Annotated in this window: 15 protein-coding genes and 1 riboswitch; of the genes, 13 read left to right on the forward strand and 2 right to left on the reverse strand. The window is 43.0% G+C overall.

Features of this window, described 5'->3' with window-relative positions:
- The first annotated feature begins 2 nt into the window (after positions 1–2).
- The 11 genes from KXQ82_RS06585 (at position 3) to KXQ82_RS06635 (ending at position 10301) form a co-directional block, all read left to right on the forward strand.
- Positions 3–827 (forward strand): transketolase, encoded by an 825-nt coding sequence (locus tag KXQ82_RS06585; RefSeq protein WP_219487358.1) that lies wholly within the window; start codon positions 3–5, stop codon positions 825–827.
- Between the two features lie 12 nt (positions 828–839).
- Complete coding sequence (locus KXQ82_RS06590) at positions 840–1805, forward strand: transketolase family protein (protein WP_219487359.1); 966 nt, start codon at positions 840–842, stop codon at positions 1803–1805.
- A gap of 35 nt (positions 1806–1840) precedes the next feature.
- On the forward strand, positions 1841–2773 hold the full coding sequence (locus tag KXQ82_RS06595) for a D-ribose ABC transporter substrate-binding protein (protein WP_219487360.1): 933 nt from the start codon (positions 1841–1843) through the stop codon (positions 2771–2773).
- Positions 2774–2777: 4 nt separating this feature from the next.
- The gene (locus tag KXQ82_RS06600; protein WP_219487361.1) at positions 2778–3401 is read left to right on the forward strand and encodes a DUF2291 domain-containing protein; all 624 of its coding nucleotides are present in this window, start codon (positions 2778–2780) and stop codon (positions 3399–3401) included.
- A gap of 1 nt (position 3402) precedes the next feature.
- On the forward strand, positions 3403–4908 hold the full coding sequence (locus KXQ82_RS06605) for a sugar ABC transporter ATP-binding protein (RefSeq protein ID WP_219487362.1): 1506 nt from the start codon (positions 3403–3405) through the stop codon (positions 4906–4908).
- Positions 4909–4913: 5 nt separating this feature from the next.
- Entirely contained in the window at positions 4914–5894 is a 981-nt protein-coding gene (locus KXQ82_RS06610; RefSeq protein ID WP_219487363.1) for an ABC transporter permease, read from the forward strand.
- 3 nt (positions 5895–5897) lie between these two features.
- Positions 5898–7376 carry an FGGY family carbohydrate kinase gene (locus KXQ82_RS06615; protein ID WP_219487364.1) on the forward strand — a complete coding sequence of 493 codons (1479 nt, stop codon included), beginning with the start codon at positions 5898–5900 and terminating at the stop codon, positions 7374–7376.
- Between the two features lie 48 nt (positions 7377–7424).
- Positions 7425–7526, forward strand: a riboswitch (TPP riboswitch).
- Between the two features lie 84 nt (positions 7527–7610).
- Positions 7611–8327 (forward strand): class I SAM-dependent methyltransferase, encoded by a 717-nt coding sequence (locus tag KXQ82_RS06620; RefSeq protein ID WP_219487365.1) that lies wholly within the window; start codon positions 7611–7613, stop codon positions 8325–8327.
- Between the two features lie 11 nt (positions 8328–8338).
- Positions 8339–9388 (forward strand): AIR synthase family protein, encoded by a 1050-nt coding sequence (locus KXQ82_RS06625; protein WP_219487366.1) that lies wholly within the window; start codon positions 8339–8341, stop codon positions 9386–9388.
- On the forward strand, positions 9379–10026 hold the full coding sequence (locus KXQ82_RS06630) for a thiamine phosphate synthase (RefSeq protein WP_219487367.1): 648 nt from the start codon (positions 9379–9381) through the stop codon (positions 10024–10026). The genes KXQ82_RS06625 and KXQ82_RS06630 overlap by 10 nt, the downstream gene beginning before the upstream one ends.
- A gap of 11 nt (positions 10027–10037) precedes the next feature.
- The gene (locus KXQ82_RS06635) at positions 10038–10301 is read left to right on the forward strand and encodes a Trm112 family protein (RefSeq protein ID WP_219487368.1); all 264 of its coding nucleotides are present in this window, start codon (positions 10038–10040) and stop codon (positions 10299–10301) included.
- Position 10302: 1 nt separating this feature from the next.
- Here the strand turns inward: KXQ82_RS06635 and KXQ82_RS06640 are convergent, their stop codons facing one another.
- A complete protein-coding gene (locus KXQ82_RS06640) occupies positions 10303–11349 on the reverse strand; it encodes a glycoside hydrolase family 130 protein (RefSeq protein WP_219487369.1) in 1047 nt (348 codons plus the stop codon).
- 164 nt (positions 11350–11513) lie between these two features.
- Here KXQ82_RS06640 and KXQ82_RS06645 point away from each other — a divergent pair, with 164 nt between their 5' ends.
- Together KXQ82_RS06645 and KXQ82_RS06650 are read left to right on the forward strand one after the other, a co-directional pair.
- Entirely contained in the window at positions 11514–11714 is a 201-nt protein-coding gene (locus KXQ82_RS06645; RefSeq protein ID WP_219487370.1) for a hypothetical protein, read from the forward strand.
- Positions 11715–11771: 57 nt separating this feature from the next.
- Positions 11772–13238 carry a glycoside hydrolase family 130 protein gene (locus KXQ82_RS06650; protein WP_219487371.1) on the forward strand — a complete coding sequence of 489 codons (1467 nt, stop codon included), beginning with the start codon at positions 11772–11774 and terminating at the stop codon, positions 13236–13238.
- Between the two features lie 73 nt (positions 13239–13311).
- Here KXQ82_RS06650 and KXQ82_RS06655 read toward each other — a convergent pair whose 3' ends face one another.
- Positions 13312–15588, reverse strand: a complete 2277-nt coding sequence (locus KXQ82_RS06655; protein ID WP_219487372.1) for a glycosyltransferase family 4 protein — start codon at positions 15586–15588, stop codon at positions 13312–13314.
- Positions 15589–15705: the final 117 nt, after the last annotated feature.

Consider the following 15705-nt stretch of genomic DNA (forward strand, 5'->3'; position numbering starts at 1 on the left):
TTATGACTGAAAAGGAACTCAAAGCCAAATCGGTAACGTACCGCAAAAAGATATTGAAATACATTGTTGGGGCTAAAGCGGGGCATACCGGCGGTAGCTTATCATGTATCGATATTTTAAATGTGCTGTATAACGAAGTATTGAATGTATCGCCCGAAAACTTTACATCGCCCGATAGGGACAGGTACATCCAAAGCAAGGGCCATTGTGTGGAAGCGCTTTTTGTGGTATTGGCCGATAAGGGTTTTTTCCCGGAAACGGACCTGGAAACCTTGTGTAAGTATAAGTCGCATTATATAGGGCACCCCACCAAAAAAGTACATGGTGTTGAACAAAATACCGGGGCTTTAGGCCATGGTTTACCCATAAGCGTGGGTGCTGCCCTCGCTGCTAAAATGGATAAGAAGGATTACCGCGTATTTACCATGTTAGGCGATGGCGAATTGCCCGAAGGCTCTAACTGGGAGGCCGCGTTAACCGCGGCGCATTACAAGCTTGATAACCTTTGCGCCATTATAGATAACAATAAATTACAGATAACCGGCACCAACGCCGAAGTATGTAATACCGATCCGATAGACGGCAAATTTGAAACTTTCGGCTGGGCGGTAAGGCAGGTGGATGGTAACAATGTGCAGGCGCTGAAAGATGCCTTTGCGGCGATGCCTTTTGAAGCAGGAAAACCAAGCCTCATTATTGCGCATACGCTAAAAGGCAAGGGCGTAAGCTTTATGGAAAATAGTGTAAAATGGCACCACGGCGTGCCTGATGCGGAACAATACAACAACGCCATAGCCGAACTGGATATGGAAATGGCTAATATTTAATAAGACAAGATTTTGGGAGCAGTTGTAGAAAATACCGGCATTAATTATAAGCCTAACCAGGATGTGTTTTCGGCTACACTGTTAAGTTTGGCTGAGGCAGACAGGGACATTGTGGTTGTGACCAGTGATTCGCGTGGTTCGGGTAAATTAGTAGGCTATGGGCAAAAATTACCGGAGCAGATAGTGGAAATAGGTATAGCCGAACAAAATTTAGTTGGCGTTGCGGCCGGCTTAGCTTCGGCAGGTAAAAAAACCTTTGCTGTATCGCCGGCTTGTTTTTTAACGGCGAGGGCTTTGGAGCAGATAAAAAATGATGTGGCTTATTCGGATAATCCGGTAAGGCTAATCGGTATCAGCGCAGGTGTAAGCTACGGCGCTTTAGGCACTACCCACCACAGTTTGCATGATTACGCGGTGCTGCGTGCCATTAATAACATTACAATTGTAGCTCCTGCAGATAACTTTGAAACTGCCGAAGCTGTTAAATTCGCGGTTAAGCATAACAAGCCGCTGTACCTGCGTTTCGGTAAAAAACCAATGCCTTTGCTGACAGAAGATACTTCTGTAGGCTTTGAATTTGGCAAAGGCAGAGTAATTAAAAAGGGTAGTGATGTTGCCATTATTGCCAACGGCGAAACCGTTTACCCGGCAGTACAGGCCGCAGAAAAGCTGGCAGAGCAAGGCATTAACGCTACGGTGGTAAGCATGCACACCATTAAACCGCTGGATGCCGAACTGGTATTGCAATTAGCCAAAGAAACAGGTGCCATACTGACCGTTGAGGAACACATGGTAAACGGCGGACTCGGCGAAGCCTGCGCATCGTTGCTGTTGCAGAATAGATACAACAAACCATTTAAAATAATGGGCATACCCGATGAGTATACGGTTACCGGCTCGCAAGTTGAAATAATGAATCACTACGGCTTATCCGCGGATGGGATCGCGCAGGCCGTACTAAAATTACTGAAAGGCTGATGAACTAACAGCACCTAAAACCAATGATAAACCTGATGAAGAAGTACCTCCAAATATTACTGTTGCTGGTGTTTGTTTTAGCCTCGTGCCATAGTACGGATACGGCAAAGCAAAAGAAAATGGCCATCATAGTATCCACGTTAAATAACCCCTGGTTTGTGTTTTTGGCACAAACCGCTGCCGCTCAGGCCAAATCGCTGGGTTATGAATCCAAGATCTTCGACTCGCAAAACAATACCGCTTTAGAGACCGACCATTTTGAAAATGCCATCGCATCCGGCTACAGCGCCATTTTGTTTAATCCTACCGATGCCAATGGCTCGGTGGTAAACGTGGTAAAGGCTAAGAAAGCCGGGGTACCTGTTTTTTGTATGGATAGGGAAGTAAACTCGCCCGAGGCTACTTCGCAGATACTTTCGGATAGTTATTCGGGCTGCGTATCGCTCGCTAAATACTTTGTGCAAACCATGCACAAAAAGGGCAATTACGTGGAGTTGTTGGGTATAGTTTCGGATAATAACACTTGGGCGCGTTCAAAAGGCTTTCATAGCTTGGTGGATTACTACCCCGGCCTCAAAATGGTGGCTCAGCAAAGCGCCGATTTCGATAGGAACAAAGGCCTCGAAGTGATGGAATCCATCCTGCAGGCCCATCCCGATATCGATGCCGTTTTTGCGGGTAACGATGCCATGGCCATGGGTGCTTTCCAAGCGCTTGTAGCTGCAGGCAAAGCCAACCACGTTAAAGTTTTTGGTTTTGATGGTGCCGAGGATGCGATACAAGCCATTAAGGATAAAAAAATATCGGCCACAGCCATGCAGTTTCCTAAAGTGATGGCCCAAACCGCGGCCATTTACGCCGACGCTTATTTTAAAGGTAAACGCGATTTTCCTAAAAAGATACCTGTAGCCGTTGAACTGGTTACCTACGATAATATTAACGATTATATAGCCTACGGTAAAAAATAACGCCATGTTAAAACAAGGAATAAAATATTGCATAGCTATAGTTTTGGTATTGTTCGTGCTTTCACAGTCGGTATACTTTAAAAAGCTTAGCGATGTAAAAGCAGCGGCAAACAAGGTATTCAACGCCCCGGCCTATGCCCGCAACTATTTAAAAACACAGCTATTGCCTGCCTCAAAAACCTCTCCCGATGCAGACCAGCTTATACCCATGCTAAGCAGTAATCCCGGTAAGGCGTTTAAAACCTACGCACGTGGTTTGGCCATAGGCAACATTCGCTATTTTATGGTGCAGGGCAAGGGCCAGGTAACCAATGTGGATGAGAACGATGTGTATGTGCTAACCGCCAATAAACAAACGATTAAAATCGCCATCGAATACGTATTTGGCAATGCTTTGCGCGATGCGCCGGGTATTATCGATATTAACGATTTTGCCAATACCATGGACCTGAATAACATTGCCGCCGCTGTTGATAAAATAGTACGCGATGAGGTGTTACCACCGTTTCGCAGCCAGGTAAAAAAAGGTGATAACATTAGTTTTGCAGGTGCATTTGAATTAAATCAGGAGCACATTAACCTCGCCAGCATTGAGGTGATACCTGTTCTGTTAAAAATTGACAAGTAAGATGTTAGCGGCACAACATATTGGCAAAAAGTTTTCGGGCGTAACCGCGCTTGATGACATTAACCTGGAGTTACCGGCCGGGAAGGTGACCGCTATTATTGGCGAGAACGGCGCGGGTAAATCAACCCTGATGAAGATACTTTCGGGTGTGTATGATGAGTATGAGGGTGATGTGCTTTACAAAGGAGAAAAGGTACGCTTCAAAAATCCGCGCGAAGCACAAAACGCGGGAATCGCCATCATTCACCAGGAGTTGAATTTAGTGCCATATCTCAATATTGCCGAAAACCTGTTTTTAGGTCGCGAATTAAAAAATGCTTTAGGCTTTTTGGATAAAAAAGCCATGCGCTTGAAAACTGAAGCACTGCTCAAAAAATTAAAACTAACTGTACCCGCCGATACTATTATTGCCGACTTGAAAGTTGGCCAGCAACAGGTAGTAGAAATTGCCAAAGCATTATTATATGATGCCGAAGTGATCATTATGGATGAGCCCACATCCGCTATCAGCGAAAGCGAGGTGGAGGTATTGTACGGCATAATTGGAGACCTGCGTAAAGAAAATAAGGCCATAGTTTACATATCGCATAAGCTGAACGAACTCTTTAAAATAGCCGACCTGTACGTTGTCCTCCGCGATGGTAAAACCATCGAAAGCGGCGCGATGAAAGGGATGACCCACGATGCCCTCATCCATAAAATGGTGGGCCGCGATATCGATATCATTCGCAGCAGCGATACTAAAAAAGAGAAAAAGGTTTTACTGAAAGTTGACGGTTTGTGTTTGGCTAAAGCCGGAAGCAAGGGTAAGAACATCCTCCAAAATATCTGTTTCGAACTGCACCGTGGCGAGATACTCGGCATTTTTGGATTGATGGGAGCAGGCAGAACAGAATTGATGGAAACCTTACTCGGTTTACATCCCGGTTTAACCAAAGCGACAATTGTATTGGACGATACTTCGGTAAAATTCTCATCGGCTACCCAAGCCATTAAAGCCGGTATGGCGCTCGTGCCCGAAGATCGTAAAAAAGACGGCCTTGTATTAGGGTTGGATATCAAAACCAATATCAGCTTAAGCTCCATCGATCAATACAAGGGCAGCGGCCTGATAGATCACAAAGCCGAATTGGAAAAGGCAGGTAAATACATAAAGGCGCTAAAAATTAAAACCACATCTGAAAAGCAAACCGTTAAAAATTTGAGCGGGGGCAACCAGCAAAAGGTGGTGCTTGCCAAATGCCTGGCCACAAAACCAAAAGTTTTAATGCTGGATGAGCCAACACGAGGCATTGATATTAATGCCAAAAATGAGATATACAAACTCATTAGCGAGTTAGCGGCATCGGGTTTGGGTATCATCATGGTATCATCGGAGTTGCCCGAAATTTTGGCTATATCTGACAGGATACTCGTAATGGCCGATGGTACAATCACCGCCGGATTTGAAGTAGCCGATGCTACAGAAGATAACATTTTGAAAGCGGCTATTCCGCAAAGCATATAAAAAACATGGATACGATATTATCAAAATACCGCTCACATTTGGTTAAATTTCAACCGCTTATCGCGTTGGTGCTGCTTTGCATTGGCATCAGCTTAATGTCTGACAAGTTTATGACCGTGGATAATGGCTGGAATGTAATGCGCCAGATATCCGTTAATATTTGCATATCCGTAGGGATGACGCTGGTGGTTTTAACCTCGGGTATCGACCTGTCTGTTGGCTCCGTTTTAGCGTTATGCGGGGCCATTACAGCAGGTTTGTTAAAGTTTGGTATCGAGGTGCCATCCAATAATCTTTTCGTTGGCTTTACATTGTTAGGGGCTATCCTTGCGGGATTAATAGCCGGTTCGCTGCTTGGTTTGTTTAACGGGTGGACGGTCACTAAATTTAAAGTTCCTCCTTTTGTGGCCACGCTTGCTATGCTCACCATTGCACGTGGTTTAACCATGTTATATACCAAAGGTTTCCCCATATCTAACCTCGGCGATAGCTTTGCTTACATAGGTACAGGCTGGTTTTTAGGTATCCCGGTACCGGTTTGGGTATCGGCTGTTGTTATTGTTATCGCGGTTATCATCACACAAAAAACAGCATTAGGCAGGTATATTTATGCTATTGGTGGTAACGAATCGGCCTCAAAGCTTTCGGGTATTAATATCAGTAAAATTAAAATGATCGTATATTCCATTGCAGGCGTATTATCTGCAGTAGGCGGTATTATGGTTACGTCGCGGCTTGATTCGGCCCAGCCCAACGCGGGCATGAGCTATGAACTGGATGCCATAGCCGCAGTAGTTATTGGCGGTACATCGCTTTCGGGTGGGCGCGGTACCATTATGGGTACGGTGCTTGGCGCTATCATTATCGGCGTGCTGAATAACGGTTTGGTGTTGCTTAACGTATCCCCATTCTGGCAGCAGGTGGTAAAAGGCGGTGTTATACTGCTGGCGGTTATTATTGATAGGGCTAATGCAAAGAACGACTAAACCATGCAGTACATATTAGCCATAGATCAGGGTACCAGCAGTACCAAAACCATAGTTTTTGATAACGGGGCAAACATTATAGCCAAAGCTACCGAGCCGCTCAATACCTTTTATATGGATGGCGGCTTTGTAGAGCAGGAGCCAGAAGAAATACTAACCAATGTACTTACATCGGTAAAAAACTGTATCGCTGAATTTGAACAGGGTGGTAGAAATATAACTGATATTAAAACCTGCGGCATATCCAACCAGCGGGAAACTTTTGTGGTGTGGGATGAGGCCGGAAAGCCTTTATACAACGCGGTGGTTTGGCAATGTAAGCGTTCTATCGAGGTTTGCGAAAGATTGACCGAAAGAGGGTTAGGGCAGGAGATTAATACCAAAACAGGGCTTATCATCGACCCGTATTTTTCGGGAACGAAACTGATATGGCTTTATGAGAATGATGTGCGTGTTAAAGCCGCTGTGGATGCAGGTAAGGCGTATTTCGGTACGGTAGATACCTGGCTGCTTTATAAACTTACTAACGGTAAACAATATTTAACTGATTATACCAATGCATCGCGCACTTTGTTTTTTAACCTGCATACACTGGAGTGGGATAAAGAATTGCTGCAAAAGTTTGGGCTGGCAAACATTAACCTGCCACTGTTAAGGCCGTCATCCGGTGATTTTGGAGTATCTGATTTTGGTGGGTTGTTCCCTGCACCAGTTACCATTAATGCCATGATAGGCGATTCGCATGCCGCGGCATTTGGTGAGGGCTGTTTTGACCAGGGTACCGCAAAAGCAACCTTGGGTACAGGCTGTTCTATCCTGATGAATATAGGCGATACCGCAAAGGCATCGGGTAACGGCATGATAACCACTGTTTGCTGGAGTACCGAAAATCGTGTAGACTATGCTTTGGAGGGTGTTATCGTATCGTGCGGTGCAACCATAGAATGGTTGAAAAATGAGCTGGGCATCATCAGCGAAAGCAAGCAAACCGAAGCCATGGCAAATGCCGTTGCCGATAATAACGGGGTTTACTTAGTACCTGCCTTTAGCGGCTTAGGCGCGCCATATTGGGTCATGAGCCGCAAGGCTGAAATAAAAGGATTAACCTTCAACGCGAATAAAAACCATGTGGTTAGGGCCGCGCTCGAATCGATACCATACCAGGTGGCCGATGTAATTAACGCCATGCAGGAAGATACCGGTGTAAGGCTTAATCAACTCATGGTGAATGGTGGGATTACCTCCAACAAATTTGTACTGCAGTTTATGGCCGATCTGCTCGACAGGCAACTGGTTAACCGGGGCATAGCCGATGTATCCGCTTTAGGCGCGGGTTACCTTGCGGGATTAAAGTATGGTATATTTAAAGATCTCGCGCACTTAAAAAGCCTTACAGGTAATCCTGTTATCTTTTCGCCCGCAGCCCAAAGGAATGATGTTTTAACATGGTACAAAGGGTGGAAGGATGCTATAACAAAGTAGTAACCCACAATTCGTTTGCTGATGATAACAAAATCAGTACATTTGTTTAATTGTTGCACGGGGTGCTTTTAATATAAATTAAAGGCTGAGATGAATACCCGCGAACCTGACACGGATAATACCGGCGTAGGGATGCACTGGCGCTAAATTATTTCGGCTGCGGCTGTTTAAATATTGAGCCTTGTTTTCTTACCCGATACCGGTAGGAGAACAAGGCTTTTTAAATTTATACAAATGGAGTTAGAAAAAAAGAGTTTCAGTTTGATGACCAATACCCTGACCAACTGGCAGGGCCGCGAAGAGTGGTTTTTTAACCGCGAACACACTGATACGTATGAGCAATGGTACGAAGGCCGTTATAAGCGCGCCGAAGTATGGCAAAAAAAAGTAATGGGCCAATTACTGGGTAAAGATCCACGCATCAAAGAATTACTGGAGTTTGGCTGCGGTACTACCCGTTTTACCCGTTGGTGGCATGAGATTGGTATTGAGGCCACAGGAGGTGATCTGTCGCCATTTATGTTGGGGCAGGCCGTGCACCTGTTTAAAGGAGATCTGGTAAATGCAGACTCGCATTATATGCCCTTTAAAGATGGCGCTTTTGATGCGGTGGCCTTTATCACAACTTTTGAATATTACCGCGACCCGGTACAGGTTATACGCGAGGCGGCCCGTGTAGGTAAGCACGGCATCGCTTTTGGCATGATGAACCGTAATTCGCCCAAGGTGTTGCGCAGGCGCGTGCAACAAATGTTTGGTAAAAATCCATTTTATGTAACGGCTACCTTTTATACCCCGCAACTTTTAATAGCTAAAATTGACGAAGCTTTAAAAGGCAGGCAATATAGCATTGAGTGGACTTGCACAGGTTTGCCTGAATGGTTCCCGGTACAACAATGGAGCGTGCCTGTAGGAGATTTTTTTGGTTTATATGTAAAACTGCTCGACTAAGTTATAATACGATGAGTTCGGGTAAGTTTAGTCACGATGATTTTGAGGATGTTATTTTGCAACGCTGCGGAAGGCAAAGGAGCGAGGTACATTGCGGCCCGGAATTTGGGGTAGATGTATCGGTAGTGAATCTGCCCGGTGGCTTGGCTATGGCTTTAACCAGCGATCCATTGTCGCTTATCCCATCCTTAGGCTTGCAGGAATCAGCCTGGTTATCGGTGCACTTAATGGCTAATGATATGGCTACAACGGGGTTTGCACCCATGTACGCGCAAATGGTGCTTAACTTGCCAACATCGTTAGCACAAGCAGATTTTAATACCTATTGGGGTTTTGTGCATCAATATTGTGATAAAATAGGTGTAGCTATTACAGGTGGGCATACCGGCAGTATTGAGGGGCAAAATTCAACTATTGCAGGAGGGGGAACCATGATATTGACCGCTCCCGCAAAAGATATCCTGCTGAGTAAAAATGCTAACGAAGGTGATGTAATTATAGTTACCAAGGAATGTGCGGTGTCATCATCTGCTATATTGGCAATGAGTTTCCCGGAAACTGTGAGTAATAAATTGGGTAAAGAAGTGTATGAGAAAGGATGTGAACTGTTTTATCAAACATCATCATTATACGATGCCTTGATTGCTGCCGGGGCCAAAGAAAAACATTATCAAATAACCGCTATGCACGATGTTACTGAAGGCGGTGTACTTGGCGCTGTTTATGAAATGGCAATTGCCTCGGGTAATGGGCTGCGTATTGATAATGAAGCTATCCCCGTTACTGAAACCGGCCGTCAAATATGTGATTTGTTTGGTATTGACCCACGTTATTGCATAGGTGCGGGCAGTATGGTTATAGCCGCTAAAAAACAACATGCAGGTGCTGTAGTGAAAAGGCTTAAGGATAACCATATTAATGCTACCATCATTGGCGAGTTTACCGGTAAACAACAAGGTTACAAACTGGTAGAGAATGGCAAGGAAGCAGATTTACCATATTACCCGGAAGATGCTTATTGGAGTGCTTTTTTTGAAGCTTATAAAAAAGGATGGAAATGATAAATGATAAAAAAGCGATAACAGGAGGTGTTTATCTGGTTTTAGACCCAGGTATGGATCGGCCTATTTTGCTGGATAAGCTAAAAGCCGCATTGCAGGGAGGTTTGCAGGTAATACAGATATGGAACAATTGGCCCGAACAAGCAGATAAATTATCCTTAATATCCGACATAAGTAGGCTTTGTAAGCAATTTAAAATACCATTATTAATTAATGAGGACTGGACATTACTCAAACATAAACTCGATTTAAACGGTGTTCATTTTGATAATATCCCTGCGAATATTGAACAGATTAAGGCTGAGGTAGGGCGGCCGTTTATTATGGGCATTACCTGTTCGGATAGTTTAGCTAAAGTTGAATGGGCGCATCATAACCGGTTGGATTATATTTCTTTTTGCTCCATGTTTCCATCGCCATCTGCCGGTAGTTGCGATATTGTGATGCCCGAAACCGTGCGCCAGGCACGTAAATTAACCGATATTCCCATTTTTATTTCGGGAGGCATTACTCCGGAAAATACCAAACAGCTTAAAAGTGAAATCCCGTTTAACGGTGTAGCAGTGATTTCGGGTGTGCTGAGTGCCGAGTATCCCGATGAAAAAGTAAAATTATACCATGATGCCTTAGGGCAATAAATTATACATAGATGAGATTAAAAACTATTGAAAAGCTGTGCTGTCCGTTTGATAAAAGTGACCTTGAATTACAGGTTTTAGTAAAAGATACAGAGCAAAATGTAATTGAAGGTATCTTAAGCTGCACTACCTGCAAGCGTAAATACCCTATTGTATACGGTGTTCCCATTATGGCACCTGATGATTATCGCCAGATACCTTTAGAGCAGCCTATTATGGAGCAATGGAAACTGGAGCATGGCATTAGCGATACATTATTATTGCCAAAGGAATAGCTTAATGTAACAGGGATAGTATTTCCTTTATAGAAAAGCGTGCCCCGCACACAAATTCATCGGCAGCGCCGTAATAAATGGTGAGTTCATCGCCGTTTATGATATGACCATTTGTGAAAACCACAAAGCCGAAAAAGCCACTCAGTTCGTAATTCTCCGTCGGTACCATAATTGGGTCAATTGTGCGGGCAATAACTTTTGATGGATCATTTAGGTCCATCAAAAAAGCGCCGAGGCAATACTGGTGTTCTTTATTAGCCCCATGGTATATTTCCAGCCAGCCCTGTTCTGTTTTAATGGGAGCGGCACCGGCTCCAACACGCGCGCTATCCCAATGTCCGGGCCTGCTTTTTATAATGCATTGATGGTTACCCCATAGTTTTCCGTCTTCAGATTCGGCAAGCCAGATATAATTTCCACCTATTTCTTTGCTACTGGGACGGTGCAGGGCGTAATATTTACCGTTTATTTTTTCTTCAAAAATTGCACAGTCTTTATTGTGTGGTGGGAATATCATTCCGGCGTTTTCAAAAATCTTCCAGTCTTTTGTAGTACGAAGGCCAACACCAACGCCACTATCAGATACTGCTGTATAAGTGAGGTAATATGTTTCGCCAATCTGGCTTACCCGGCAATCTTCTATACCAAAACGCTCGAGGTAACCAATGCCGAAAAGCGATGCGTTGCTTTCAGGTTCTTTAAAATAGATACCATCATCAGAACACAATAATCTCAAATGAGAGATGGTAGTGAGGTAATCTAAACCCTTATAATTGAGGATCCGTGAATCTGTCGCGATCAACTCCGGATGATTTAGCGGCACTTCTATAATTTCAGTATTACCAGTAGCGTTTAGTGCTGGAAAGTTAATGAAACCTTCCTTTTGAGCAATGGTTTCTGCTACCCTTACCAATAACCAGGTCTTCCCTTCAAATTTAAATACGCCCGGATTCAATAAGCATACCACCTGGAACTCTTCGCGACTGGGGGTTATATCTTTAGGTAACAATAAAGGGTTTTGCGGGAAACGGCGGGCAATATCTTTCATATCTGTTCAACAGTATTCAGAAGGAAGGGTTTTGAGAGAATACATTTTAGTATCTGATGTAAACCTTAAAAAAATGCTATGCGAACAGAACAAATGCAGATTTAAATTGTAATTATATGTACTACTAATGCGTGGCAAGTATACTTACAAAAATTTTTCGAGTCATGAAGAAAAAGGATCAAAAACAATACAAGTTTATCAACAACGAAACTGATAATATCATTTTTTTCCTTACCATCCCTGAGGATGAACCAGATCCTGAAAAAATACTTGAAGAAACACGCCAGAAGCTTGCCGTTGAAAATGGAATCTATATCGGCAATGTTCATTATATCACAGTGAGTGATCACGAGTTTGATGAATAATAATTGCCTGATTTGATCTTTCAATAGCTATCTCTTACCTAATAATTTAACTAATTTATGCGTATTACAGTAGAAAGACAGCCGATAAGGGTTTCGCCAGATGCCAAACGTGTAATTGCCCGGTTCTTTTTTAGTGGTGAACAAAGGGCCAAAGAAGTTATAGGCCGAGTAATGAGTTTGGACGAAGATCAGGTGTTTGCCCTGGTATCTCCCTTGCTACAGGAATTTTCCAAGCGCCATCGCAATATAACAAGGATATTATATAAACACTGTAATCGTGTTCAGCAGATAGCTGAAAGTATGGGCATTGATTTTGAGGAAGTTAAACCATTCAGAAAACTTTTGATCGGTGCTTACTTTACTCACGAGTATTCAATCGAATCAGCAGCCTTCTTTAATCCATCCATAGTAGAAGATCCCGATCAGACAGAATTGGATGCGGGGCAAAAAAGGGTAATCATCAGCTTTCGAGCGGTGGGCGAGGGGCACATTTCGTCAATAGTTTTTCGCCGCGCGGTTATTGATCAGGGTAATCGTATACAGGTTTTACCCGTAGGCAATTATGTTGATGAGGCTTCTGTTGTACGAAGTACTACTTATGAAAAGAGACTTTTTTTTGAAAAGATAGTTACCGCGCGCATTGATAATGACGTGGTAAAAGAGCTTGAAGAAAAAATGACCGATAAGTTTGATTATACTACATTGAGAAGTATTATACTTGAAATGCAGCGCAAGCAAACAGATGATTTTAAAAGAACAGAATATGAGAAAATACTGTGGCTTTCAGAATCGTATAACGAACTGACTTTCTCTTTAGATACCGATATTTCAGACAGGGTAATATTCCCGGTATCAGAACTTGAACGGAAAGGTATTGAGGATGCCCGTTTTGTTAAGTTTGTTGATAACGACGGTACGGTTATTTACTACGCAACTTACACCGCATTCGATGGTGCGCTCATTATCCCTAAATTGCTCCAAACATCGGATTTTTGTACTTTTAAGATAAGGCCACTCCATGGTTCGGGTGCATTAAACAAAAACCTGGCTTTGTTCCCGCGCCGTATTAATGGTAATTATGTGATGCTTTCGCGGATAGATGGTTGTAATAATTACATCATGTATTCAAGGAACATTAATTTATGGGAAAACCCGATGAAACTACAGGAACCATTACATCCATGGGAGTTTACACAGATAGGTAACTGCGGTTCGCCTATTGAAACGGAACATGGCTGGTTGGTAATTACCCATGGGGTAGGGCCAATGCGTAGATATTGCCTTGGCGCAACTTTGCTTAAAATTGACGACCCGTCGGTTGAGATAGGCAGATTAAAAGAACCCTTACTTGCGCCTAACCAGGATGAACGTGAAGGGTATGTGCCCAACGTGGTATACTCATGCGGTGGAATAATTAATAAGGGTAAACTAATATTACCTTACGGCCTTTCTGACTACTCATCCTCTTTTGCCGTTATCGATCTTAAAGAGTTACTCGATAAAGTGATCACAGACTCCCAATAAAATTCTAATGCTTGTAAAATAAAAAGGGTTACCCAAAACGGGTAACCCTTTTTATTTTGTACCCGGCATGCTATTAAGCCGCAGATATATTTATTTGAGGTACAATTGAATTTGTGGTTGCTTCATCTTTAGCTTTAGATGCTTTTACCACAGCCAGGTGCGATATCAGGTAGGCTAAAGTACTCTCTGCTCCCTGGTTACGGTTAATGCCCATCAATTGCAGGCCATCGCTGCATCCCTTGGTTTCTTCATCATAAAGCGCCGACCAAAGAGAATTTTCGCCCAGAAACCACAAATATACCGAGAACGCGCGTTTTAAATATTTGGCATCGTTGGTAATTTCGTGAGCTTTAGCATAAAGTAATGCCATCCCCATAGTTTCTATTGCTTGTTGGTCGTATAGTGGCGTTTCTCCGTTTTTGTAAAACCAGCCATCATTACCAATCGGGTTAAGGTATTTTTTAGTTAAGGTATGCCCCTCTAAAAATCTGATCGACTCGAAAGCTATGTTCATTACATTTTTATCACCCGTAATTTCGGCAGAGTGCAATAGTGATAACGGAAGTATAGCATTATCATACGTCAGATTATCCTCGTACCAATTCCAGTTCTCATCATTAGCCGCATTGTAGGCTATTACCATTTTATTGGTTAAGCTATGTAATGCATTTTGCATACCGTGATCTGTAGGGTATACTTTGAGGTAGTAACTTATACCTATTAATGTATTGCTCATTCCTCTTATATACTTCAGCTTATCAAAGTGCGGCGCTGCTTTGCGGAACATTTCTACCCCAAGCTCAGCATAAGAGTTATTTGGCGAATTAGCTATAAGGCAACCTAATGACCATATGGTACGGCCAAATGCATCTTCAGATCCAATTTCATCCAGGTATTGCCTGCTGTAACTTAAAAAGTTACGGAAACTGCCATCATCATTTTGCATGTAATGGATAAAGCTTAAGTAGGTAGGCAGTAGCTTTGTCGCATCCTCTTTCAATTCTTCCTGTGCCATTAACGCCATAATAAGCGCCCTTGCATTATCATCAATACAATAGCCTTCTTTCCAGTTTGGTATACCGTATTTAGCGTGCTGTATAATGCCGGTACTATCGGTAAGGCATTTAACATAATCCAAACTTAATTCAGGCATCATTTCAACACCCATTATCTGGCGGAGCAGTTTTTCGCTCATATCCGGTTTGGTAATGGCATCGTCAAGAATATCAATGTAATGGCCGCCAATAACTGGCCATCTCAGTTTCAGGCCATATTGGTAAGCCCTCTCTTTAATCTCCAGTCTTTTTTCATCATTGCCAAGCAGATCGTTAACTGTTTCTGCCAGCCCGGTCTCATCTTTAAAATCAAATAAGCAGCCACGGCCTTGGGCCAATAACTCGGTAGCATGCCAGTATGGCGTTGATACCACGGCCGAACCCGCGCCAACCGCATACGATAATGTTCCGCTGGTTATTTGCGCCTCATTTAAATAAGGTGTTACATATACATCGGCAGCGCTGATATAATCGATCAGTTCTTCTTCGGTAACGTACCGATTTACAAATGCCAGGTTATTTTTAACCCCCAATTGTTCAGCGAGTTCTACCAGGTGCTCACGGTATTCTTCGCCCGAGTTTTTTATAATGCCCGGGTGTGTGTTTCCCAGTATCATATATAAAACATCCGGGTTTTGCTCCGCTATTTGAGGTAAGGCTTTAACTACCGTTTCTAAACCTTTGTTACGGCTTATCAGGCCAAAGGTTAACAGTATTTTACGATTTGTAAATAAAGGGTTAGCTTTTACCGGATTTACCACAGGTGATTCAATATCCGGTACGCCGTGCTCAATATAACAGATCTTATCGCGGGCAATATCATATATCTCGGTTAAAAATTTTATGGCTATTTTACCCATTACCACCACCTTATGCGACTTTTTCGCAATATTCTGGATAATGGTTTTTTGCTGGTATGATGGGTTTTTTAACACCGTATGTAATACGGTTATTAAAGGTTTTTCTATCTGGTAAATAAGCGGTAATACGTATATGCCGCTATCGCCGCCATAAATGCCAAACTCATGCTGTAATATACAGGCGTCAGTATCCGATGCGTTAATATGATCGGCAGCTTTGGTATAATCACCCAAAGTTTGTTTTCTTATGATGAATTCAACTTCGGGCGGGTATGCATATTCATCTAACTCTCCCTCGTTTAAAGCAATAACGGTAGTTTTATTCTCATTGTTATCACCCGAAAAGTTGGATGCTACTGCAGCCATCAGGTTTTTATTAAAAGTAGCGAGCCCACACTCACGTGGTGGGTATGTTGATACATACGTTAAATTCATGTGTAGTAATTAGTTTGTTAAAATATTAGCTTAACTAACAGGGGTAACCTAATTAATTGCCCAATTAATTGTAATGGTTATAACTACAACAAGCAATTGTGGTGAATTGTTTACCGA

It is taken from the genome of Mucilaginibacter rivuli (assembly GCF_019391655.1).
Taxonomy (GTDB): domain Bacteria; phylum Bacteroidota; class Bacteroidia; order Sphingobacteriales; family Sphingobacteriaceae; genus Mucilaginibacter; species Mucilaginibacter rivuli.